Annotated in this window: 21 protein-coding genes; 12 read left to right on the forward strand and 9 right to left on the reverse strand. The window is 64.6% G+C overall.

What is annotated here, in order from left to right; translation table 11 throughout:
* Positions 1–237: 237 nt before the first annotated feature.
* The 3 genes from BM019_RS23545 (at position 238) to BM019_RS23555 (ending at position 3093) form a co-directional block, all read left to right on the forward strand.
* A complete protein-coding gene (locus BM019_RS23545; protein ID WP_092420689.1) occupies positions 238–1293 on the forward strand; it encodes a Gfo/Idh/MocA family protein in 1056 nt (351 codons plus the stop codon).
* A gap of 2 nt (positions 1294–1295) precedes the next feature.
* Entirely contained in the window at positions 1296–2111 is an 816-nt protein-coding gene (locus BM019_RS23550; RefSeq protein WP_092420692.1) for a sugar phosphate isomerase/epimerase family protein, read from the forward strand.
* A gap of 103 nt (positions 2112–2214) precedes the next feature.
* The gene (locus tag BM019_RS23555) at positions 2215–3093 is read left to right on the forward strand and encodes a DMT family transporter (RefSeq protein WP_092420695.1); all 879 of its coding nucleotides are present in this window, start codon (positions 2215–2217) and stop codon (positions 3091–3093) included.
* 92 nt (positions 3094–3185) lie between these two features.
* Here the strand turns inward: BM019_RS23555 and BM019_RS23560 are convergent, their stop codons facing one another.
* Together BM019_RS23560 and BM019_RS30615 are read right to left on the reverse strand one after the other, a co-directional pair.
* Positions 3186–4523 (reverse strand): MFS transporter, encoded by a 1338-nt coding sequence (locus BM019_RS23560; RefSeq protein ID WP_092420698.1) that lies wholly within the window; start codon positions 4521–4523, stop codon positions 3186–3188.
* A gap of 309 nt (positions 4524–4832) precedes the next feature.
* Positions 4833–5183 (reverse strand): hypothetical protein, encoded by a 351-nt coding sequence (locus tag BM019_RS30615; protein ID WP_139217390.1) that lies wholly within the window; start codon positions 5181–5183, stop codon positions 4833–4835.
* On the opposite strand from BM019_RS30615, the gene quiC reads away from it, so the two are divergent.
* Together quiC and BM019_RS23570 are read left to right on the forward strand one after the other, a co-directional pair.
* Positions 5170–7080 (forward strand): 3-dehydroshikimate dehydratase QuiC, encoded by a 1911-nt coding sequence (quiC, locus tag BM019_RS23565; protein WP_009045747.1) that lies wholly within the window; start codon positions 5170–5172, stop codon positions 7078–7080. The genes BM019_RS30615 and quiC overlap by 14 nt on opposite strands.
* 104 nt (positions 7081–7184) lie before the next feature.
* Positions 7185–7862, forward strand: a complete 678-nt coding sequence (locus tag BM019_RS23570) for a TetR/AcrR family transcriptional regulator (protein WP_007928882.1) — start codon at positions 7185–7187, stop codon at positions 7860–7862.
* 4 nt (positions 7863–7866) lie between these two features.
* Here BM019_RS23570 and BM019_RS23575 read toward each other — a convergent pair whose 3' ends face one another.
* A complete protein-coding gene (locus BM019_RS23575; protein ID WP_092420701.1) occupies positions 7867–9354 on the reverse strand; it encodes a MocR-like pyridoxine biosynthesis transcription factor PdxR in 1488 nt (495 codons plus the stop codon).
* A 134-nt stretch (positions 9355–9488) separates the two neighbouring features.
* Between BM019_RS23575 and BM019_RS23580 the strand changes: the two genes are divergently transcribed.
* Positions 9489–10688: a benzoate/H(+) symporter BenE family transporter gene (locus BM019_RS23580; RefSeq protein ID WP_009045745.1), complete on the forward strand. Its 1200-nt coding sequence runs from the start codon at positions 9489–9491 to the stop codon at positions 10686–10688.
* An 86-nt stretch (positions 10689–10774) separates the two neighbouring features.
* Here BM019_RS23580 and BM019_RS23585 read toward each other — a convergent pair whose 3' ends face one another.
* From BM019_RS23585 to BM019_RS23600, 4 genes are all read right to left on the reverse strand, one after another.
* Positions 10775–11629, reverse strand: coding sequence for a shikimate dehydrogenase (locus BM019_RS23585; protein ID WP_092420704.1), 855 nt, complete (start codon positions 11627–11629; stop codon positions 10775–10777).
* A complete protein-coding gene (gene aroQ, locus BM019_RS23590; RefSeq protein ID WP_007928871.1) occupies positions 11626–12075 on the reverse strand; it encodes a type II 3-dehydroquinate dehydratase in 450 nt (149 codons plus the stop codon). The genes BM019_RS23585 and aroQ overlap by 4 nt, the downstream gene beginning before the upstream one ends.
* A gap of 323 nt (positions 12076–12398) precedes the next feature.
* A complete protein-coding gene (gene trmA, locus BM019_RS23595; RefSeq protein ID WP_092420707.1) occupies positions 12399–13478 on the reverse strand; it encodes a tRNA (uridine(54)-C5)-methyltransferase TrmA in 1080 nt (359 codons plus the stop codon).
* Positions 13475–14770, reverse strand: coding sequence for an NCS2 family permease (locus tag BM019_RS23600; protein WP_009045742.1), 1296 nt, complete (start codon positions 14768–14770; stop codon positions 13475–13477). Before BM019_RS23600 ends, trmA begins: the two co-directional genes overlap by 4 nt.
* A 205-nt stretch (positions 14771–14975) precedes the next feature.
* On the opposite strand from BM019_RS23600, the gene BM019_RS23605 reads away from it, so the two are divergent.
* The 3 genes from BM019_RS23605 to BM019_RS23615 all read left to right on the forward strand — a co-directional run bounded on the left by BM019_RS23605 (position 14976) and on the right by BM019_RS23615 (position 16665).
* A complete protein-coding gene (locus BM019_RS23605; RefSeq protein WP_062824522.1) occupies positions 14976–15425 on the forward strand; it encodes a DUF4879 domain-containing protein in 450 nt (149 codons plus the stop codon).
* A 69-nt stretch (positions 15426–15494) separates the two neighbouring features.
* Entirely contained in the window at positions 15495–16046 is a 552-nt protein-coding gene (locus BM019_RS23610) for a DJ-1 family glyoxalase III (RefSeq protein ID WP_092420710.1), read from the forward strand.
* A 322-nt stretch (positions 16047–16368) separates the two neighbouring features.
* Positions 16369–16665 (forward strand): hypothetical protein, encoded by a 297-nt coding sequence (locus BM019_RS23615; protein WP_007930022.1) that lies wholly within the window; start codon positions 16369–16371, stop codon positions 16663–16665.
* Between the two features lie 22 nt (positions 16666–16687).
* On the opposite strand, the gene BM019_RS23620 is transcribed toward BM019_RS23615, so the two are convergent.
* Entirely contained in the window at positions 16688–17941 is a 1254-nt protein-coding gene (locus BM019_RS23620) for an MFS transporter (protein ID WP_092420713.1), read from the reverse strand.
* 501 nt (positions 17942–18442) lie between these two features.
* Here BM019_RS23620 and BM019_RS23625 point away from each other — a divergent pair.
* The 3 genes from BM019_RS23625 (at position 18443) to BM019_RS23635 (ending at position 21149) form a co-directional block, all read left to right on the forward strand.
* On the forward strand, positions 18443–19879 hold the full coding sequence (locus BM019_RS23625; RefSeq protein WP_092420714.1) for a cytochrome ubiquinol oxidase subunit I: 1437 nt from the start codon (positions 18443–18445) through the stop codon (positions 19877–19879).
* Positions 19880–19882: 3 nt separating this feature from the next.
* Positions 19883–20890, forward strand: a complete 1008-nt coding sequence (gene cydB, locus BM019_RS23630) for a cytochrome d ubiquinol oxidase subunit II (protein ID WP_009045736.1) — start codon at positions 19883–19885, stop codon at positions 20888–20890.
* 91 nt (positions 20891–20981) lie between these two features.
* A complete protein-coding gene (locus tag BM019_RS23635) occupies positions 20982–21149 on the forward strand; it encodes a DUF2474 domain-containing protein (RefSeq protein WP_023969448.1) in 168 nt (55 codons plus the stop codon).
* A 151-nt stretch (positions 21150–21300) separates the two neighbouring features.
* On the opposite strand, the gene BM019_RS23640 is transcribed toward BM019_RS23635, so the two are convergent.
* Positions 21301–22425 carry a methyltransferase gene (locus BM019_RS23640; protein WP_092420717.1) on the reverse strand — a complete coding sequence of 375 codons (1125 nt, stop codon included), beginning with the start codon at positions 22423–22425 and terminating at the stop codon, positions 21301–21303.
* Between the last annotated feature and the right edge of the window lie 158 nt (positions 22426–22583).

Here is a 22583-nt window from a genome sequence, read left to right on the forward strand (position 1 = left end):
ACGGCCGCTGCGCGCCCGATCGCAGCCTCGCGGGGCTCGGCAGCGGCTACAGGGTTTCCTCGTTTTCTGTAGGCGCTGGCGCAGCCTGCGATAAGGCTCGCAGGGCCTTTGCGATCTAAAGCCTTAAAGCTGTTCGCTGATCGGACACTATTTTGTTTTGCTCTTGTATGAAAATGGAACCGAGTTCTAAATATTTGAAATTTCGCGTTCCCATAACAATCACAAGAGGATCCCGCCTTGGACTCGCCTTTGCGCATTGCCCTGATCGGCGTCGGCAATATGGGCCAGCAGCATTACCAGCACCTCAAGACCCTCACCGAGGCCAGGCTCTGCGCCGTGGCCGACCCCGGCCCGCAAGCCGCCGGGATCGCCGCGCAGTGGCAAGTGCCGTATTACCCCGACCATGGACTGATGCTTGAACAGGCCCGCCCCGACGCCGTGATTGTCGCCAACCCGAACAACCTGCACGTCGGCACCGCCCTGGATTGCCTGGCGGCCGGTGTGCCGGTGCTGCTGGAGAAACCGGTCGGCGTGCGCCTGGATGAAGCGCGCGAACTGGTGGCCGCGGTGAAAAGCAGCGGTGTTCCCGTGCTGGTGGGCCATCACCGGCGCCACAACCCGCTGATCGTCCGTGCCCATGCGCTGGTGCGGGGCGGGGCATTGGGCCGGCTGACCACGGTCACCGCGCTCTGGCAATTGCAGAAGCCCGACAGCTATTTCGAGATTCCCTGGCGTCGCGAGCCCGGGGCCGGGATGCTGCTGACCAACCTGATTCACGACCTCGACCTGCTGCGTCATCTGTGCGGCGAGGTGCATCAGGTGCAGGCCGTCACCAGCAACGCGGTGCGCGGTTTTGCCAACGAGGATTGCGCCGCCGTCCTGCTGCAATTCGCCAACGGTGCACTGGGCAGCCTGACCGGTTCCGATGCCGTGGCGGCGCCCTGGAGCTGGGAGCTGGATTCCGGCGAGAACCCGGTGTACCCGCGCCAGGCCGACCAGCCGTGCTACCTCTTGGCTGGCACCGGTGGCGCCCTGAGCATTCCGCAACTCAAGCGCTGGCGGTACGCCGAGGCCGGCGCCGGCTGGCATCAGCCGTTGCTGGCGATCGAGGAGCCTTTCACCGCCGCCGAGGCCCTGCGCTTGCAGTTGCAGCATTTCGTCAAAGTGGCGCGACGCGAGGTCGAGCCGCTGGTCAGCGTGGCCGATGCGGCGCGGACCCTGGCGCTGATCGAGGCGATCCGTGAAGCGGCGGCGACCGGTCGGGCCTGTACCCCGGCGCCGATCGAGGGATGAGCATGAGCGAACGCATTCTTTCCCTGGCCAGCCTCACGGTGCTGGAAATCTCGCCGCCGCAGATGGTCGAGGTGGCGGCCCGCGCCGGTTACAGCCACGTCGGTTTGCGCCTGGTGCCGGCGACGCCGCAGGAGCATCACTTTGCCCTGGTGGCCGATGCCGATCTGCGCCGACAGACCCTCAGCCGCCTGCGCGACACCGGCGTCGGCGTGCTGGATGTGGAGATCCTGCGGCTTGAGCCGCACACCCGGGTCGCGGATTTCGAGGCGGTGCTGGCGGTCGGCGCGGAGTTCGGCGCCAGCGAGCTGCTGGTGGCCGGCAACGATCCCGACGAGGCGCGCATGACCGAGCGCTTCGCCGAACTGTGCGACCTGGCGTCGATCTACGGCCTGCACCCGCACCTGGAGTTCATGCCCTGGACCGATGCATGCAACCTGCAGCAGGCGGTGCGGGTGGTGGAGAACGCCGGTCGCGACAACGCTGCGGTGCTGGTGGACGCGTTCCACTTCAATCGCTCGGCCTCGCGCCTGGAGGATCTGGCAAAGGTCGCGCCGGCGCGGCTGCGTTATGCCCAGCTGTGCGACGTGGCCGGCCCGCGACCGGACGATATGCAGGAGATCCTGCGCCAGGCCCGCAACGAACGGCGTTTTCCCGGGGATGGCGATTGCGACCTGGCGGGGCTCTTGCATTGTCTGCCGGCCAACTTGCCGTTGAGCCTGGAGATCCCCACGGTGAAATTGCTCGAACAGGGCGTTGGCGCCCTGGAGCGGGCGCAGATGGCCCTGGACAAGACCCGGGCGTTGTTGGCCAGGATTTAATGGATAGCCCGGATAGCCCTATCGCGGGCAAGGACTGGGCGCCCAGTCCTTGCCCGCGAAGCTGTTTTTCTACAAACAAACCCTATCTTGAGAGACTCCGCGGATGACCCTCAGCACACCCCTTTCCGGTGTCAACCAGCCCTTCAAGGGCATCCTGCTGGTCGTCGTGGCGACCTTCCTGTTCGCCAGTCATGACGCCCTGTCGAAATACCTTTCGGGGTTCTATCCGATCGTGATGGTGGTCTGGGCCCGCTACCTGGTTCATACCCTGCTGATGGCCGGGATCTTCCTGCCGCAATCGGGCCTGCGGGTGTTGCGCACCAAGCGGCCGTTGCTGCAAATAGCGCGGGCCTTGTGCCTGCTTGGCACCAGCCTGCTGTTCACCTCGGCGCTGCTGTTTATCCCGCTGGCGGAAGCCACGGCGGTCAACTTCCTGGCGCCGGTGCTGGTCACCGCGCTGTCGGTGCCGCTGCTGGGCGAGCGGGTCACGAAGGGTCAATGGCTGGCGGTGATCTGCGGTTTTATCGGGGTGCTGATCATCGTTCACCCGGGTGGCGACCTGTTCACCCCGGCGGTGCTGCTGCCTTTCTGCTCGGCGCTGTTTTTCTGCTTCTACCAACTGCTGACCCGCAAGCTCGCCGAGCACGACAGCCCGACCACCAGTAACTTCTTCGCCGGCCTGTGCAACACCCTGGTGATGAGCGCGCTGGTGCCGTTGTTCTGGCAGGTACCGAGCTTTGTCCATGGCGCGCTGATGCTGGCGCTGGGGGCCTGCGGCATGACCGCCCACCTGTTCCTGACCCAGGCTTTCCGCCACGCGGCGCCGGCGCTGCTGGCGCCGTTCGGCTATTGCCAGATCGTCTTCGCCGGGTTGCTGGGCTGGCTGTTGTTCAGCCATACGCCGCAGCCGATCACCCAATTGGGCATCGCGGTGATCTGTCTCAGCGGCCTGGCGGCTGCCTGGCAACAGCGGCGGCGCTGAGTGGCGTTGGCAGCGGGGGGACAACCGGTATCGACTGAGAGAAGGGGGGAGAAAAAAAGCAGGCCCGGAACCGGGCCTGCGAGAGGAAAGCGTCAGTCTTCTACTTTTGGAATCTTGCGGGGAGCCATGAAGTACATCCAGGTCAGGGCAATGAAGTACATCGCCGGGATCAGGGTGAACAGCACGGTGTAGTTGTTGTTGGTGACGGTCAGGATATGGCCGACGATCTGGGTCATGAACATGCCGCCGATGGCTGCGCACATACCGCCGAAACCGAACACCGTGCTCATCATGTGCTTGGGCGTGTAGTCCATCACCAGGCTCCAGATGTTGGCGGTCCAGGCCTGGTGCGCGCCGATCCCCAGGGAGATGGCGAACACTGCCAGCCACAGGCTGGAGGTACCGGCTGCCATGATCACGCCGATGATGCAGCAGGCGAACAGGAACATGGAGACCAGGCGCGCCTTGATCGGGTTGACCCCGCGGCCGATCAGGAACGACGAGAGGATGCCGCCACCGACGCTGCCGAAGTCGGCGGTCAGGTAGATGATGATCAGCGGGATGCCCATCTGGGTCACGTTGATGCCCAGGTTGTACTGCTGGTTGAGGAAGGGTGGCAACCAGTACAGGTAGAACCAGAACACCGGCGCGGTGATCGCGTAGGCCAGGGCGAAGGCCCAGGTGCCGCGCATGCGCAGGATGCGCGAGAAAGGCACGCGGGCCTGCTCCGGTTCGACTTCTTTCTGGATGTACTCGAGCTCGGACTGTTTGACGCTCGGGTGATCTTCCGGGTTGAAGTACTTCAGGCCCCAGAACAGCAGCCAGATGCCGCCCAGCGCAGCCATGCACAGGAACGCCGCCTGCCAGCCCCAGGCGTGCAGGATCAACGGCAGCAGCATCGGCGTGAACATGGCGCCGACGTTGGTCCCGGCGTTGAAGATGCCGGTGGCCACGGCGCGTTCGCCGGCCGGGAACCACAGGCGCGTGGTCTTCACGCAGGCCGGGTAGTTGGCGGCCTCGGTCAGCCCGAGGATGAAGCGGCAGACCATGAAACCCGCGGCAGAGGTGGCCAGGCCATGAGCGCCGGTGGCCAGGCTCCACAGCAGCACGGCGAAGAAGAACACGCGCTTGACGCCGACCCGGTCGATCAACCGTCCTTGCAGGACGAAACCGACGGCGTAGCCGACCTGGAACCAGAAGTTGATGTTGGCGTAGTCCATCGCCGTCCAGCTCATTTCCTTGGCCAGGATCGGCTGCATCACACCCAGGGCGGCGCGGTCGATGTAGTTCAGGGTGGTGGCGAAGAACACCAGGGCGAGCATGCCCCAGCGGGTCTTGCCGACCGTCATGGCGCCGCGGATCTTGTCGCCGATGCCGCCGGAGGCGGTGCCGAGGCTCGGGGCCATGCGGGAGCTTTGAGAAGGAATCATGTGTGCCATCCGTTCAATGACTGACGAGGGACAACTCGTCGGGACTCAAGGGCGCGTGATCGATTGTCGGCTATGCGGACGGGCCGCGGGTGAACTCGATGATCGATCGGCTGAGTGCTTTGGTCGACGCGCGTCGGGCGCGGCGGTGGAAAGCGGGTTGGTCAGCGTGCGGGCATGGTCAGCCCAGGGGCCGTAGTGCGTCCGTCTGAAGGCGGCTGTTGGAGGCGTGGCCGGGTGAGGGCCGAAGGGCCAGGCAGAGAGGTGTGGCGTTGAGTGCAAGCATGAGGGTGTACCCGATTTTTGAAATTTTTATGGTGTGTTCTGGGTCTTGGGTGATTGAAGCCGGCGGTTCGGTGCCGGCTCAATGTGTTGCCGATGGTGCGCAGCGGACGAAAAATCGTCAATTCGCCAATGGCCATTTTGTTCGATAATCGCACGAAAAACTAACTGGTTCGTACACTTTAAATTGCTGTCTGCAATGCCCGGCTCAATAATCCGCCCCATCCAATAACCAACGTATCTGTAGCCGTTGCCGCAGGCTGCGATGGCCCGCGAAGCGGGCGCGGGATCTTCAGTGCGCTGGAGGGCCTGCGGCAGCGGCCACAGGCACGGCGCCCGATCTGTGGTCATTACCGGGAGTTGAAACATGCAGCGTTCCATTGCCACCGTCTCCTTGAGCGGTACCCTGCCGGAAAAACTCGAAGCCATTGCCGCCGCCGGTTTCGACGGCGTGGAGATTTTCGAGAACGACCTGCTCTACTACGACGGCAGCCCTCGGGAAATCCGCCAGATGTGCGCGGACCTGGGCATCGCCATCACCCTGTTCCAGCCTTTTCGCGATTTCGAAGGTTGCCGCCGCGACCGCCTGCAACGCAACCTGGAACGCGCCGAGCGCAAGTTCGACCTGATGCAGGAACTGGGCACCGACCTGGTGCTGGTGTGCAGCAATGCCGCGGCCGACAGCGTCGGCGACCGGCAGATCCTGGTGGACGACCTGCGCCTGCTGGCCGAGCGCGCTGGCAGCCGTGGCCTGCGGATCGGCTACGAAGCCCTGGCCTGGGGCCGGCACGTCAATACTTATCAACAGGTCTGGGACATCGTTCGCGAGGCCGACCATCCGAGCCTGGGCGTGCTGCTCGACAGCTTCCACACCTTGTCGCTCAAGGGCGACCCGGCGGCGATCGCCGAGATTCCCGGGGACAAGATCTTCTTCGTGCAGATGGCCGACGCGCCGATCCTGGCCATGGACGTGCTGGAGTGGAGCCGGCATTTTCGCTGCTTCCCGGGGCAGGGCGATTTCGACTTGCCGGGGTTCCTCGCGCCGATCATCAAGAGCGGCTACACCGGACCTTTGTCCCTGGAGATCTTCAACGACGGTTTCCGCGCCGCGCCACCGCGGGCCAACGCCGCGGACGGTCTGCGTTCGCTGCTGTACCTCGAGGAGAAAACCCGCCAGCGCCTGGAACAGGAAGCCGCGCCGGTGGCCAATATCGATACGCTGTTCGCGCCGCCGCCGGCCAGTGAATATGGCGGCACCGAGTTTCTCGAGTTCGCCGTGGACGAAGCGCTGGGCGCCAAGCTTGGCGGCTGGCTGGAACGCCTGGGGTTCGCCAGGGCCGGCCAGCACCGCTCGAAGAATGTCAGCCTGATGCGCCAGGGCGATATCAACCTGATCCTCAACTCCGAGCCTTATTCCTTTGCCCACAGCTTCTTCGAAGCCCACGGCCCCTCGGTGTGCGCCACGGCGATCCGGGTCAAGGACAGCGCCAAGGCGCTGGAGCGCGCGGTGGCCTACAAGGGCCAGCCGTACCGCGGCTTGGTGGGCCCCAACGAACTGGAACTGGCCGCCGTGCGCGAGCTGGATGGCAGCCTGATCTACCTGGTGGACCAGGAGCAGGGCGGCCAGCACCTGTACGACACCGATTTCAATATGCTCCCGGGCGTGGTGGCCAAGGGCGGCCTCAAGCGCATCGACCACATGGCCATGGCGCTGCCGGCCGACAACCTCGACAGCTGGGTGCTGTTCTACAAGAGCCTGCTGGATTTCACCGCCGACGACGAGGTGGTGCTGCCCGATCCCTACGGCCTGGTGAAGAGCCGGGCGCTGCGCAGCCGTTGCAGCACCATTCGTTTGCCGCTGAACATTTCCGAGAACCGCAAGACCGCGATCTCCCACGCGCTGTCCAGTTACGGCGGCTCGGGCGTGCATCACATCGCCTTCGATTGCGACGATATCTTTGCCGAAGTCAGCCGGGCCAAGGAGGCGGGCGTGCCGTTGCTGGACATCCCGCTCAACTACTACGACGACCTGGCGGCGCGCTTCGATTTCGACGACGAGTTCCTCAGCGAGCTGGCCTACTACAACGTGCTCTACGACCGTGACGCCCAGGGTGGCGAGCTGTTCCATGTCTACACCGAGCCGTTCGAGGGGCGCTTCTTCTTCGAGATCATCCAGCGCAAGAATGGCTATGTCGGGTATGGCGCGGCGAACGTCGCGGTACGCCTGGCGGCCATGGCCAAGTCGCGCAGTGGCGGGGTACGGCACGCGAAGTTGTAGGAGTTTCGTAACGGCGGCGGCAAAGGGCCGCCGTCCTGCTTTCCTTCGCTGCGCGAGGCGGCCCATAATCGCCCGCGTGTGCAGCGATGGCCGTGAGCCCCAGAATGACAATGACCACAGAACTCTCCGTAGCGCCCGAGCAGCCCGTGATCGAGCCACGCAAGAGTCGCAAGAACAACCCGGAAAAGACCCGCGAGAACATTCTTCAAGAGGCTATTGTCGAGTTCGTGCAGCAGGGCCTGTCCGGTGCTCGGGTGGATGCCATCGCCGAGCGCATCCACACCTCCAAGCGCATGATCTATTACTACTTCGGCAGCAAGGAGCAGCTGTACGTCGAGGTGCTGGAGAAGCTCTACGGCGATATCCGCAACACCGAAAGCCGCCTGCACCTGGCGGAGCTGGCGCCGCGCGAGGCGATTCGCCGGCTGGTGGAGTTCACCTTCGATCACCACGACCGCAACGTCGATTTCGTGCGCATCGTCAGCATCGAGAACATCCATAACGCCGAATACGTGAAGCGCTCCGAAGCGATCAAGGCGATGAACAACACCATCCTGCATGCCCTGGGCGAGATCCTCCGGCGCGGGGCCGACGAGGGCGTGTTCCGCGCCGGCCTGGACCCGCTGGATGTGCACTTGCTGATCAGTTCGTTCTGCTTCTACCGCGTGTCCAACCGCCACACTTTCGGCGAGATCTTCCAGATCGACTTGCCCGACGAAGCAATCAAGCAGCGCCACCGCGAGATGATCTGCGAGTCGGTGCTGCGCTACTTGCAGGCCTGACCCTCTAGGCGGTTGAACCCCGCTGTCGATCGATCAGCTGGCACAGGGTTTCAACCGCATCCGGCATCGACTCCGCCCGGGTATTGCCAAAGCCCATCAGCAAGCCGGGGCGTGATCCGCCCTGGGTACCCACGAAAAAACCTGACAGCGGCGCGACGCCGATCTTCCAGGCATGGGCGGCGGCCGCGATCGCCTGGTCGTCGAGCCCATCGGGCAGCTCGGCGAGCAGGTGCAATCCGCTGGCGCTGCTGGCTACCGTCATGCGCTCGCTGCCGGCGTTGTGAGTGGCCGCCAGCAAGGCGGCGCGACGTTGCGCATAAACCGCCTGGCTACGACGGATATGGCTGCCGAGATGGCCATTGCCGATGAACTCCGCCGCCGTCGCCTGGAGCGACAAAGGCACGCGGTGGCCGCTGCCATTGCGCACGTTGCGCAACACCTCCACCACCGCCTCGGGGGCGACCAGGAAGCCCAGGCGCAGGCCCGGCGCCAGCAGCTTGCTCAAGGTCCCGACATAAATGACCCGCCCCTGATTGCCGTCCAGGGCCTTGAGCGCCGGGGTTGGCGCGCCGCCGTAGCGAAACTCGCTGTCGTAATCGTCTTCGAGGATGAAGGCATCGGCATCGTGGGCCCATTGCAGCAAGGCCAGGCGTCGCGCCAGGCTCATGCCGACCCCCAGGGGATACTGGTGCGAAGGCGATACCAGGGCGAGCCGGGCGTCGGGCGCGAGCCGGCGACCGGCCTGCACATCCAGGCCTTCTGCATCCACCGGAACGCCCACGGCCTGCACACCGGCCAGCAACACGCTGCGGTAGGCCGCATCGTAGCCGGGGTTCTCGACCCAGACCCGCTCTCCCAGGTCGGTGAGCGCCAGGGTGGCAATCGACACCGCCGCCTGGGCACCGGGGGTAATCACGATGTGACTGGCCTGGCACACCACTCCGCGTGCCGCGCCGAGGTACGCCGCCAGGGCTTCGCGCAATGGCAGGAAACCCTGCGGGTCGCCGTAGGACAGGTCGGGAAGTGGCCGGCGTCGCCAGAAGCGGCCTTCCAGGCGCCCCCACAGCGCATAGGGAAAGGCGTCCAGCGCCGGCAGGCCCGGGGTCAGCGGCCAGGCGGCCCGGGCCACGGACATCGAGTCGGTCCCCGTCAGCGCCCGGGCCCGGGTGGAGCCGACGGGGGCCTCTGTCCGGGCGGGCGGCGAGGCCGTTTGCTCGGCGATCCGCGCCATGACATAGGTACCCGAACCTGTCCGGGCTTCCAGGAACCCCTCGGCGATCAACTGCCCATAGGCCTCGGTCACGGTCATGCGCGATAGCCCCAATTGTGTCGCCAGCACGCGTGAGGCGGGTAGGCGGATGCCGGCCTTGACGCTGCCGTCGGCGATGCCTTTGCGCAGGAACAGCAGCAATTGCTCGCGCAAGGACAAGGGGCCGTCCTTGGCCAGTTGCAGACGGTTCCAGATGGGATAGGCGGTTTTGCGGGTTTTCATCGGGGGCCTGGGGATCGCCGGTCGGCGACAGCTGGAAAAGTGGTCTGGGATATTGATCGAAAGTGGATATTTTATACAGTCCATTGCCTGCGGATACTCCCTCGCCTTGCCAACACAGCCAGAGGGTTTCCCCGATGAAAACCGCCAGCATCAGAATCGCTGACCTGCTGCATCCAAGCGTTGCCGCGCTGATCTCGGTCATCGTCAATTACGGGGGAACCTTCATTCTGGTTTTCCAGGGGGCCAAGGCGGCCGGGCTGAGCCCGGAGCAGACCGCCTCGTGGATCTGGTCGATCTCTATCGGCGTCGGCCTGACCGGCGCCTGGCTGAGCTATCGCTACCGCGAGCCGATCATTACCGCCTGGTCGACACCGGGCGCGGCCTTCCTGATCGCGGTACTGCCGGGCACGCCTTACCCGGAAATGGTCGGCGCCTTCATGCTGTCGGCTGCCGGCTTCGTGGTGCTGGGCATGTCGGGTTATTTCGAGCGGGTGGTGAAGCTGATCCCGCCGGGGATCGCGGCGGGCCTGCTGGCGGGTATTCTGTTGCGCTTCGGGATTGGTGCTTTCGACGGCGCGGGGGTCGATCCTTTGCTGGTGGGCGCGCTGCTGCTCAGCTATGTACTGCTACGGCGCTTTACCGCGCGTTATGCGATTGTCGGGGTGTTGCTGATCGGTATCGTGCTGTTGCTCGGGTTGGGGCAGGTCAGTTTCGCCAGCCTCGAACTCAAGCCGGCCCTGCCGGTGCTGACCGTGCCGGTGTTCTCGCTGAATGCGCTGCTGAGCGTGGCCCTGCCGTTGTTTCTGATCACCCTGACCGGCCAGTACATGCCCGGCATGCTGGTGCTGCGCAACGATGGGTTCAAGACCAGTGCCAATCCGATTCTCACCGCCACCGGCCTGGGCTCCTTGCTGATGGCGCCGTTCGGTTCCCATGCGTTCAACGTCGCCGCCATTACCGCTGCCATCTGCACGGGCAAGGAGGCGCATGAAGAACCGGCCAAGCGTTATCTGGCCGGGCTTGCGTGTGGGGTGTTCTATCTGCTGGTGGGGATCTTCGGCAGCACCCTGGCGGCGCTGTTCGTGGTCCTGCCGGCGACCTTTATCACCACCCTGGCGGGCCTGGCCCTGCTGGGGGCGATCGGCGGCAGCCTCGCCACCGCGCTGGTCGAGCCGAGTGGCCGGGAAACCGCCTTGATCACCTTCCTGGCGACCGCCGCCAATATCACCCTGTTCGGGTTGGGCGGTGCATTCTGGGGCTTGCTGGCGGGGTTGCTGGCGCACGGCGTGATGCACGGACGGCTGCGGCCAGCCGGTCGTCATGAACGCGCCTAGTCGCCATGCATGGCCGCGGGGAGTGTGGCAGGTACCTGTCGAGAGCGGAGCCGATTACAGCTCCGCACTGACCCGGTCAGGCACTGTCAGCCATTCATGCTCTGGAAATGCGCGAGCATGCGCTGGGCATCCGGCGTTATGCCGCTGAACAGCTCGAACGCCTTCACCGCCTGAAACACCGCCATGTTGCCGCCGTCCAGGGTGCGGCAACCGAGGGCGCGGGCGTTGCGCAGCAGCTCGGTTTCCAGGGGGAAGTAAACGATCTCCGCAACCCACAGCCCAGGGCGCAGAAGCTCGACCGGTACCGGCATGCCCGGCAGCTTGGCCATGCCCACGGGCGTGGTGTTCACCAGGCCGTCGGCGGCAGCCAGGGTGGCGGGCAGGTCGACGCCGGCCTTGGCCCGGCCGGGGCCGAAATGCTGGTTGAGGTTGTCCGCCAGGCTCTGGGCGCGGGCGCTTTCCACATCGAAGATGCTCAGTTGCTGCACGCCTTCGCTGAGCAGCGCATGGGCCACCGCCGCACCGGCGCCGCCGGCGCCCATCTGCACCACGCGCGCCAGGGCTACGCCTTGCAAGCCGCGGCGGAAACCTTCGGCAAAACCCAGGCAATCGGTGTTGTGGCCGATGCGCTTGCCATCCTTGAGCACCACGGTGTTCACCGCGCCGATGCCGCGGGCTTCCGGCGACAGCTCGTCGAGCAGCGGGATGATGCTTTGCTTGCATGGGAAGGTGATGTTCAACCCGGTGAAGTTCATGCGCTCGGCGGCCAGTAGCAGGTCGGGCAGGGCGTTGCTGTCGAGTTGCAGCTGGTCCAGGTCGATCAGCCGGTACAGATAACGCAGGCCCTGGGCGTCGCCCTCGTGCTCATGCAGCGCAGGGGTGCGCGAGGCCTGGATGCCGGCGCCGATCAGTCCGGCCAGTACTTTGTTCTGTTGGGTCATGCCTGGGCTCCTTGAAAACGCTGGCTGAAATGCGCCAGTGCCAGGCGATAGCCATGGCTGCCGAAGCCGCACATTACCGCCAGGGCGATGCCCGAGACAAAGGAGTGATGGCGGAACGGTTCGCGGGCGTGGACGTTCGACAGGTGCACTTCGATCACCGGCAACTCACTGGCCACCAGGGCATCGCGGATCGCCACCGAGGTGTGGGTCCAGGCCGCCGGGTTGATCACGATCCCGGCGCAACGGCCACGGGCGCCGTGAATCCAGTCCAGCAGTTCGCCTTCGTGGTTGGTCTGGCGAAACTCCACGGTCAGGCCGAACTCCTCGGCGGCACGCCCGCACAGGGCGGAAATGTCGGCCAGGGTCTCGTGACCATAGGTGGCGGGTTCGCGGGTGCCGAGCAGGTTCAGATTCGGGCCGTTGAGCACCAGAACGATAGGGCGCATGGGGGGAATTCTCCGTTGTTATTGTGGGCGTGGCTTGAGCGGCCAGCGGCTGGAGCTAAATTGTACTAACTAGTTAATTTGGTCAATTGCGACGGGAGAAGGCAAGGCAGGTCCTGTCATTAAGTGTTCGGTGATCGAACATTTTCACGCCGCAGCCAGCGAGTGCTTGCCGCCTGGGCAGGGTTGCCGGAGCTTGCGGACCGGCCTCAATCACGCCAGGCGAGGGTTCATCGATACGCACAAGGCGCAGGCGTTGTCATGAAAGGGCGCAGCCACAAAAAAGCCGTCGCAGGGACGGCTTTTTTGTGATTCGCGACAGGCCATCAACGCCGGGTCAGCAAGACCCCGGATTCCATGTGGTGGGTCCACGGGAACTGGTCGAACATCGCACAGCGGGTGATGCGGTGGGTGTCGTGCAACTGGGCGATGTTGGCCGCCAGGGTTTCCGGGTTGCACGAGATGTACAGGATGTTGTCGAAGCGCCGGGTCAGCTCGCAGGTGTCCGGGTCCATGCCGGCGCGCGGCGGGTCGACGAACACGCTGCCGAACGCGTAGCTCTTCAGGTCCACGCCCTGCAGGCGGCGGAACGGACGCACTTCGTTCAGCGCCTCGGTCAGCTCTTCGGCGGACAGACGCACCAGGGTGACGTTCTCCACCGCGTTTTCACTGAGGTTGCTCAGGGCCGCGTTGACCGAGGTCTTGCTGATCTCGGTGGCCAGCACCTTGCGCACCCGGGTGGCCAGGGGCAGGGTGAAGTTGCCGTTGCCGCAGTACAGCTCCAGCAGGTCGTCCGGGCGATCGCCCAGGGCGTCGTAGGCCCAGTTGAGCATCTTCTGGTTGACCGTGCCGTTGGGCTGGGTGAAGGCGCCTTCGGGCTGGCGGTAGCTGAAGGTGCGCCCGCCGACTTCGAGTTTCTCCACCACGTAATCGTGGCCGATCACTTCGCGCTTGCCCTTGGAACGACCGATGACGCTGACGTTCAGGTCGGCCGCCAGCTGGCTCGCCGCGGCGTGCCAGTGTTCGTCCAGCGGGCGGTGATAACACAGGGTGATCATCGCGTCGCCGGCCAGGGTGGTGAGGAACTCGACCTGGAACAGCTTGTGGCTCAAGGCGCTGCTGGCTTGCCAGGCGGCCTTGAGTCGCGGCATCAGCTGATTGATGCGCAGGCTGGCGATCGGGAATTCTTCGATCAGGATCGGCGTGCGTTTGTCTTCCTGGGAAAACATCGCGTAGTGACGCTCGCCGGCTTCGCGCCACAGGCGAAACTCCGCGCGCAGGCGGAAGTGCTGCAGCGGCGAATCGAAGACCTGTGGCTCGGGGGCATCGAACGGCGCCAGCAGTTCACGCAGGCGCGCGACCTTGTCGGCGAGCTGGGTGGCGTAAGCCTGGGGATCGAAAGTCATGCGTTGAACCAACCCAACTTGATCACAAACAGTACCGACAGAATTACCAGCGGCGCGTTCAGCTCACGGGCACGGCCCGACAGCAGCTTGATCGCGGTCCAGGCAATGAAGCCGAAGGCGATTCCGTTGGCGATGGAATAGGTGAACGGCATGGCCAGGGCGGTGACCACCACGGGCGCGGCGACGGTGATGTCGTCCCAGTCTATTTCCGCCAGGCCCGAAGTCATCAGTACCGCGACGAACAGCAGGGCCGGCGCGGTGGCGAAGGCCGGGACGCTGGCCGCCAGTGGCGAGAAGAACAGCGCCAGGAGGAACAGAATGGCCACGACGATGGCGGTCAGGCCGGTGCGGCCACCGGCGCTGACGCCCGCGGCGGATTCGATGTAGCTGGTGGTGGTCGAGGTGCCCAGCAGCGAACCGGCCATGGCCGCGGTGCTGTCGGCGATCAGGGCCCGGCCCATTTTCGGCATGTGGCCGTCCTTGCCCATCAGGCCGGCGCGCTTGGCGACGCCGATCAGAGTGCCGGAGTTGTCGAACAGGTCGACGAACAGGAAGGCGAAGATCACGCTGACCAGGCCGATGTCCAGCGCGCCCTTGATGTCCAGTTGCAGGAAGGTCGGCGCCAGCGAAGGCGGCATCGAGGTCACGCCGCCGAACGGGGTGAAGCCCAGGGCGATGGAGACGATGGTCACCGAGAGGATGCCGATCAGGACCGCGCCGCGGACTTTCAGGGCTTCCAGGGCGACGATCAGGGCGAAGCCCAGGGTCGCGAGGATTGGTGCCGGTTGCTTGAGGTCGCCGAGGCCGACCATGGTCGCCGGGTTGCTGACCACGATGCCGGCGTTGTGCAGGGCGATCAGCGCCAGGAACAGGCCGATACCGGCGGCGATCGCCGAGCGCAGCGGCAGCGGGATGCTGTTGATGATCCATTCGCGGATCTTGAAGATCGACAGCAGGAAGAACAGCACCGCCGAGATGAACACCGCGCCCAGCGCCACTTGCCAGGTATGGCCCATGTGCAGGACCACGGTGTAGGTGAAGAAGGCGTTCAGGCCCATGCCCGGAGCAAGGGCGATCGGGTAGTTGGCGATCAGGCCCATCACGGTCGAGCCGATGGCGGCGGCCAGGCAGGTGGCGACGAACACCGCACCCTTGTCCATGCCGGTCTCGCCCAGGATGCTCGGGTTGACGAAGAGAATGTAGGCCATGGCCAGGAAGGTCGTGAGGCCCGCGAGAATCTCGGTCCGCACATTGGTGTTGTGTGCCTTGAGTTGAAACAGCCTTTCCAGCATGTCTGCTCCCCGTGGCGCGCAGGGCGCCGTGAATGTATCGACCCAGACAGCAAAGCACAGACCCTGAAAAAGCGTCCGGGGATTTTGTGCGGGTCGGAAAAAGCCGCGCATCATACCAGCAGCGCAGGGCTATGGCTGCGATCCTCGGCGATGTTTTGCCCGAGTGGCGACTGGGGCATACTGCGCCGACGTTTTGGGGGGACTTATGCACAGCACGATAAAAACGATGGCCTTGGCGGTAGTGGCCAGCAGCCTGTGGTTGGGTGCGGCGCCGGCCATGGCCCGTTCCGCGCCGCCCTTGAGCCAGGTGGAAATCCTCAAGGTCGAGTCGCAGTCCTGCGGCCTGGAGGATGTGTCGGACGGACGCGACAAGACCGCCTGCGATCACCAGGGCCCGAACATCAAGGTGTACGTGCTGGAAATCGGCTATGGCCGCCAGCCCCGGGTGGCGCTGGACGGCTTCGAGGTCAACGGCACGCGCGCGGCGGTCTGCGAAGAGGGTTCGAGCCTGGTGCCGTGCGGCAACTCCGGGACCACCGTCGGCTACATCTATACCTTCGACCTGGCCGGCAGGCAGGAAGGGACCTTCACCTTCAGCAACACCTCGCTCAACGCGCCGGGCAACAGCATGAGCGCGCAGATCTACATCAAGTGACGGCAGCGTCCGAACGCGGAGGGCTTTAAAGCTGACTAAGCTTTAAAGACCCTACCGCGGACACAGCCCATGACCTTTAGAGCCCTGATTCCTCTCGCCGAGGGTGTCGACGACCTGCAAAGCGTGACCCTGATCGATGTGCTGCGCCGTGCCCAGGTCGAAGTGCTGGTGGCCAGTATCGAAGGGCGGCGCATGCTCACCTGCGCCCGCGGCACCCGCATGACCGCCGACGGCATGCTGGTGGATGTGCTGGCCCAGCACTTCGACCTGATCGTGCTGCCCGGTGGCGCCGTCGGCGCTCAGCACCTGGCGGCCCATCAACCGCTGATGCAATTGGTCAAGGACCAGGCCGCCGCCGGGCGCCTGTTCGCCGGCATCGCCGAAGCGCCGGCCCTGGCTTTGCAGAATTACGGGGTGTTGCGCCAGCGGCGCATGACCTGCCTGCCCAGCGCCAGCCATCAGCTGTCGGGCTGCAACTTCGTCGACCAACCGGTAGTGGTGGATGGCAACTGCATCACCGCGCAAGGCTCGGGAGCGGCCCTGAATTTTGCCCTGACCCTGGTGGAACAACTGTGCGGCAGGGGCCGGCGGACGGTGGTGGAGGGGGAGTTGCTGGTTTAGGGGCGACTGCGACTGACGCTCAAAACCGGGTAACAAAGGCTAATTAGCCGCTCCTTGCACAGCCCATCCGATCACACCTATAGTTCGCGCCGTCGCTGCCAATTCAGCGAACGGGTTTGGTCACCCGAAATTAAGAAGGCGCATGCGCCACCCTGGTATTGCGGGCATTTTTTCTATGCCCGCACGCTTTATGGTGGGCTGTGCGCGGGACACCTTCGGGTGTGCCGGGTGCCTTCTTTCCCGGTTGACCAACCTGTGCACAGTCCGCCACCTATCGTTTGGTCACGATTGGGGGCGGTCATTCATAAAGAAGGATTTAAGGATGAATACCCCGAAAACTACCGCTCACTATGTGCCGCTCAAATCCAACATAAGCCGGCCAGGCGTTTTCTTTATCAACGCCAACGCTTCCTCGGAGGCACTTCACGAAGCGGCGGAGCAACGTATGCGTGCGGCTGCCAATCTGCTGGAAACCCTGTGCTGTCTGAACTTCAGCCACGGCGATGTGAAGGACATACCGCACATCATCGATGTGCTCTATCTGCTGACCCGGGATGGGTGCGATCTATTGGAGGCGGCAAAATGGCGAGTGGTCGATGAGGCGCAGCCCAGCCACTGACGCTTGAGTCTGGCCGCGCCTGTCAGGCGCGGCTTTCGGCCTTGGCTTCTTCTTCCACCGGCCCATGCATGCGATCGCGACGGGCCAGGGTCGGGAACAGTTTTATCCACACCCCGGTCACCAGCAGGGTGCCGACTCCGCCCAGCACCACCGCCGGTACGGTACCGAACCAGTGGGCGGTGAGCCCGGACTCGAACTCGCCGAGCTGGTTGGAGGCGCCGATGAACAGGCCATTGACGGCGCTGACCCGGCCACGCATTTCGTCCGGGGTTTCCAACTGCACGAAGGAGGCGCGGATCACCATGCTGATCATGTCCGCCGCGCCCAGCACCACCAGCACCGCAAGCGAGAACCAGAACGAGGTCGACAGGCCGAAGGCGATGGTGGCGACGCCGAATACGCCGACGGCGGTGAACATCACCCGGCCGACATGGCGGTCGACGGCAAAGCGCGCCAGCCACAGCGACATCAGCAGCGCCCCCACCGCCGGCGCCGAGCGCAGCAGGCCCAGGCCCCAGGCGCCGGTGAGCAGGATGTCCTTGGCGAACACCGGCAGCAGCGCGGTGGCGCCGCCCAGCAATACGGCGAACAGGTCCAGGGAGATCGCCCCGAGAATGTCCGGGCGGCTGCGAATGAAGCGCACCCCGGCGAGCAACGAGTCCAGGGTGGCCTTGCCTTTGTTCAGCGGCGTCTGCCGCGCGGGCAGGTTGAGCATCAGGCAGCAGGCGATCACATACAGCAGCACGGTCGGGGCATAGACCCACACGCTGCCAAAGGCGTAGAGCAGGCCGCCGAGGGCGGGCGCGACGATGGTCGCCGATTGCTGGGCGGACTGGGCCGCCGCCACGGCGCGCGGGAACAGCGCGCTGGGCACGATGCTCGGCAGCAGCGCCTGGGTGGTCGGCATCTCGAAGGAGCGGGCGGCGCCCAGCAGGAACGCGAGGATGAAGATCATCTCGCGAGTGACGTTATGGGTGGCGCTGCCGATGGCCAGGGACAGGGCGATCAGCGCCTGCAGCGACTGGCAGATGGCTGCCACCTTGCGCCGGTCATAGCGGTCGGCCACATGCCCGGTGTGCAGCATGAACAGCACCCGCGGCGCGAACTCCACCAGCCCGACCAGGCCCAGGTCGAGCACGTTGCCGGTCAGTTGGTAGAGGTTCCAGCCGATGGCCACGGTGAGCATCTGGAAGCCGCTGGCGGTGAAGATCCGCGCCAGCCAGAAAGCAATGAACGGACGGTGATGGCGAAGCAGCAGAGGGTCTTGGCTGGGCATCTGAAAGACAGGTCTGGGCGTGGAGTAAGGCGAGGTTATCACCAAGATGTAACCAATAGTTGCAGAATCGTTAGCCCCGCATCTATCCCGGTTATTCGAAATAGCCCAATCCCTGTAGCCGCTGCCGCAGGCTGCGATAAGGGCCGAAGGATCTTCGACGGAGCAGAAATCGCCACGACCGTTCCGGTCGATCGCAGCCTGCGGCAGCGGCTACAGGGAGAGCAAAACTTCGGGGAAACCCCGTGCTTGACGTGGTGAGGCAACCTGTCACGCGACAAAAGACCACACAAACCAATGGCGAAAATGCGACTACTCTTTCAGCGTTGATTGATCCAGATCAAAACCTTTTCCAAGGTTGGGTCTGGTGGCCAGATGGCCAGACTCCCTGCGTTGCGATGGGTTTAAAAAGAACGAATTCGAATTCGCCACACTCCAGATCCGTGGGGGCAGTGGGTGCAGGCCTCCAGCCGGCAGCCGGTATTACCTGACAGAGGAAAGCTTATGTTCGGTTTGGAGGCACTAGATCTCGCCCGAATTCAGTTCGCGTTCACCATCTCGTTCCACATCCTGTTCCCCGCCATCACCATCGGTCTGGCGAGTTACCTGGCGGTGCTCGAAGGTTTGTGGCTCAAGACCCGCGACGATACCTACCGTGACCTGTACCACTTCTGGTCGAAGATCTTCGCCGTCAATTTCGGCATGGGGGTGGTCTCGGGCCTGGTCATGGCCTACCAGTTCGGCACCAACTGGAGCCGCTTCTCCGATTTTGCCGGTGCCGTTACCGGGCCGCTGCTGACGTACGAAGTGCTCACCGCATTCTTCCTCGAAGCCGGTTTCCTCGGGGTCATGCTGTTCGGCTGGAACCGCGTGGGGCGCGGCCTGCACTTCTTCTCCACGGTGATGGTGGCCATCGGTACGCTGATTTCGACCTTCTGGATTCTCTCGTCCAACAGCTGGATGCAGACCCCGCAAGGCTACGAAATCATCGACGGCCGCGTGATTCCGGTGGACTGGCTGGCGGTGGTATTCAACCCGTCGTTCCCGTACCGCCTGGCGCATATGGCCACTGCGGCCTTTGTCGCCACCGCGTTCTTCGTCGGTTCGTCCGCTGCCTGGCACCTGCTGCGCGGCCGTGACAACCCGGCGATTCGCCGCATGCTCTCGATGGCGATGTGGATGGCCCTGATCGTCGCGCCGATCCAGGCCGTGATCGGCGACTTCCACGGCCTCAACACCCTCAAGCACCAGCCGGCGAAAATCGCCGCGATCGAAGGGCACTGGGAAAACGTCGGTAACGAGCCGACCCCGCTGATCCTGTTCGGCTGGCCGGACATGAAGGCAGAAAAGACCAAGTTCGCCGTCGAGATCCCGTATCTGGGCAGCCTCATCCTCACCCACTCGCTGGACAAACAGGTGCCGGCGCTCAAGGAGTTCCCGCCGCAAGACCGGCCGAATTCGACCATCGTATTCTGGTCGTTCCGGATCATGGTCGGCCTGGGCATGCTGATGATCCTCACCGGCCTGTGGAGCCTGTGGCTGCGCAAGCGTGACCGCATCTACCAGAACCGCGCGTTCCTGTACCTGGCGCTGTGGATGGGGCCGTCCGGCCTGATCGCGATCCTCGCCGGCTGGTTCACCACCGAGATCGGCCGCCAGCCGTGGGTGGTCTACGGGCTGATGCGTACCGCGGACGCTTCGTCCGGGCATAGCCTGATGCAGATGAGCATCACCCTGGCGCTGTTTGTCGTGGTGTATTTCTCGCTGTTCGGGGTCGGTATCGGCTACATGATGCGCCTGGTGCGCAAAGGGCCGAAGACCAACGAAGGCACGGAAGTCAGCCACGGTGGTCCTGGCCAGAAACGCACGCCGGCCCGTCCGCTGTCGGCCGCCGACGACGATGCCGAAGACAACGGCACCAGCCTGAACAAGGGGAATTGAGTCATGGGTATCGATCTTCCGCTGATCTGGGCCGTGATTATCATCTTCGGCATCATGATGTACGTGGTCATGGACGGGTTCGACCTGGGGATCGGGATTCTCTTCCCGTTCGTCAAGGACTCCCGCGACCGTGACGTGATGATGAACACCGTCGCCCCGGTCTGGGACGGCAACGAAACCTGGCTGGTCCTGGGCGGTGCCGCGTTGTTCGGCGCCTTCCCGCTGGCCTATTCGGTGGTGCTCTCGGCGCTGTACATGCCGCTGATCCTGATGCTTATCGGGCTGATCTTCCGCGGCGTGGCCTTCGAGTTCCGCTTCAAGGCCAAGGAAGCCAAGCGCCACATCTGGGACAAGGCGTTCATCGGCGGTTCGGTGGCGGCGACCTTCTTCCAGGGTCTGGCGCTGGGCGCCTTCATCGATGGCCTGCCGGTGGTCGACCGCCAGTACGCCGGCGGTTCGCTGGACTGGTTCACGCCGTTCACCCTGTTCTGCGGCGGCGCGCTGGTGGTGGCCTATGCCTTGCTCGGCTGCACCTGGCTGATCATGAAGACCGAAGGCAAGCTGCAGGAGCAGATGCATGACCTGGCGCGGCCGCTGGCTTTCGTGCTGCTGGCGGTGATCGGTGTCGTCAGTATCTGGACGCCGCTGGCCCACCCGGAAATCGCCTCGCGCTGGTTCACCCTGCCGAACCTGTTCTGGTTCCTGCCGGTGCCGATCCTGGTGCTGGTGACCCTGTACGGCCTGCTGCGCGCGGTGGCCCGCAATGCTCACTACACGCCGTTCCTGCTGACCCTGGTGCTGATCTTCCTCGGCTACAGTGGCCTGGGCATCAGCCTGTGGCCGAACATCGTGCCGCCGTCGATCTCGATCTGGGACGCCGCCGCGCCGCCGCAAAGCCAGGGCTTCATGCTGGTGGGCACGCTGTTCATCATCCCGTTCATCCTGGGTTACACCTTCTGGAGCTACTACGTGTTCCGCGGCAAGGTCACCCACGAAGACGGCTACCACTAGTCAATGCGCCGCTCCCCGTGCGGGAGCGGACCTGCTCGCGATGGCGCCCCGAGCGACGCCATCGTCTCCATTCCGAGAGGAGTATTCGATGATGGCTGGTAAACCCACGTTGCAGGAAATCGAAGAAGCCGAGAAGAAACCGCTCTGGCAGCGCCTGGGCTGGCTCGCCGGGATCTGGGTCGGCAGCGTGCTGGCGCTGTTTATCGTCGCCAGCCTGATGCGCATGTTCATGAACGCCGCGGGCCTGACCACGCACTGATTTTCACCACCGCTCATCCCATCCCGTTGCCTTGCGGCACGGTTTTATAGCCCTCCTCTGGAGGGCTTTTTTTGGCCTGGAGTTTTATAAGAGAAAGGGGGGCTGGCGATGGCCGTGCAGTCGACCGCGAATGGGGCGGCTGCCGTGGGGATTATTTGCGCGCCTTGAGGATCACGAATTTGGGCGTGGCGGCCACTTGCTCGACGCCGCGGAACAGCCGCGCCAGCTTGCTGTGATAGCCCAGGTGGCGGTTGCCGACGATGTACAGCGCGCCGCCCACCACCAGGGCTTCGCGGGCCTGCTGGAACATGCGCCAGGCGAGGAAGTCGCCGACCACCTGCTGCTGGTGGAAGGGCGGGTTGCACAGCACCACGTCCAGCGACTGCGGTTCCTGCCCGGCCAGGCCGTCGCCGGCGCGCACGGTCACTTCGCGCTGGCCCAGGGTCGCGCGCCAGTTCTCCAGGGCCGACTGCACGGCCATGAAGGATTCGTCCACCAGGGTGTAATGGGCGTCGGGGTTGTGCAGGGCGCTGGCGATGGCCAGCACGCCGTTGCCGCACCCCAGGTCCGCGACCCGGGCCTTGCCGAGGTTTTTCGGCAGGTGCGGGAGGAAGGCGCGGGTGCCAATGTCCAGGCCTTCGCGGCAGAACACGTTGGCATGGTTGAGCAGCTCGATGGCGGGCTCGTCGAGCTTGTAGCGGGTCGGGTAGGGCGAAACCGTCGGGGTTTTCGCCTCCGGGGTGGCGATCAGTAAACGGGCTTTTTTCACCGCCAGCGAAGCCTGTACCGGGCCGATATAGCGTTCCAGCAGGTCGCCGGCGGCCCGTGGCAGGTGCTTGACCATCGCCGCTGCCACCACCTGGGCGCCCGGGGCCAGTTGGCCTTGCAGGTGGATCAGCTGTTCTTCCAGCAGGGCCAGGGTCTTGGGCACGCGGATCAGTACGCGGTCGAACGGCCCGGTCAACGGCTCGCTGGCCGGTACCACTGTTACGGCGTCGAATGGCCGGCCATTGCGCACCAGGTTTTTCTCCAGCGCCAGCGCGCCGAGAAACGAATCGCCGCTGCTGTGCACCTGTACGCGCCCGACCAGGCTGGCCGCCAGCGCGCCGAAACTGTCGTTGAGCACCAGCACCCGGGTGTCCGCCGTCGGCTGCTGTTCGGCCAGGTGATTGAGCAGGTACTCGTCCGCCGCGTCGAAGGCTTGCAGGGGCTCGTTCTGTTGTTCGGGCTGGCGGATCAGGTCGAGCTGGGCGAAGGGGCTTTCGAGCAGGGGCATGGGACGGACTCTTGGTAATCGGTGAATGTCCTGCCGGCGGGAGGGGCGCGATGCGGGCTGGACCGTTCGGGCAGGTGGCGCGCAGGCCGCGTGGCAGGTGCCCGAAGAGGGGCCAATGGTACGTTTTTTTGCGCTCGATTGCCCGCGCTCTATGCCAT

The organism is Pseudomonas sp. NFPP07 (genome assembly GCF_900115645.1).
GTDB classification, from domain to species: domain Bacteria; phylum Pseudomonadota; class Gammaproteobacteria; order Pseudomonadales; family Pseudomonadaceae; genus Aquipseudomonas; species Aquipseudomonas chlororaphis.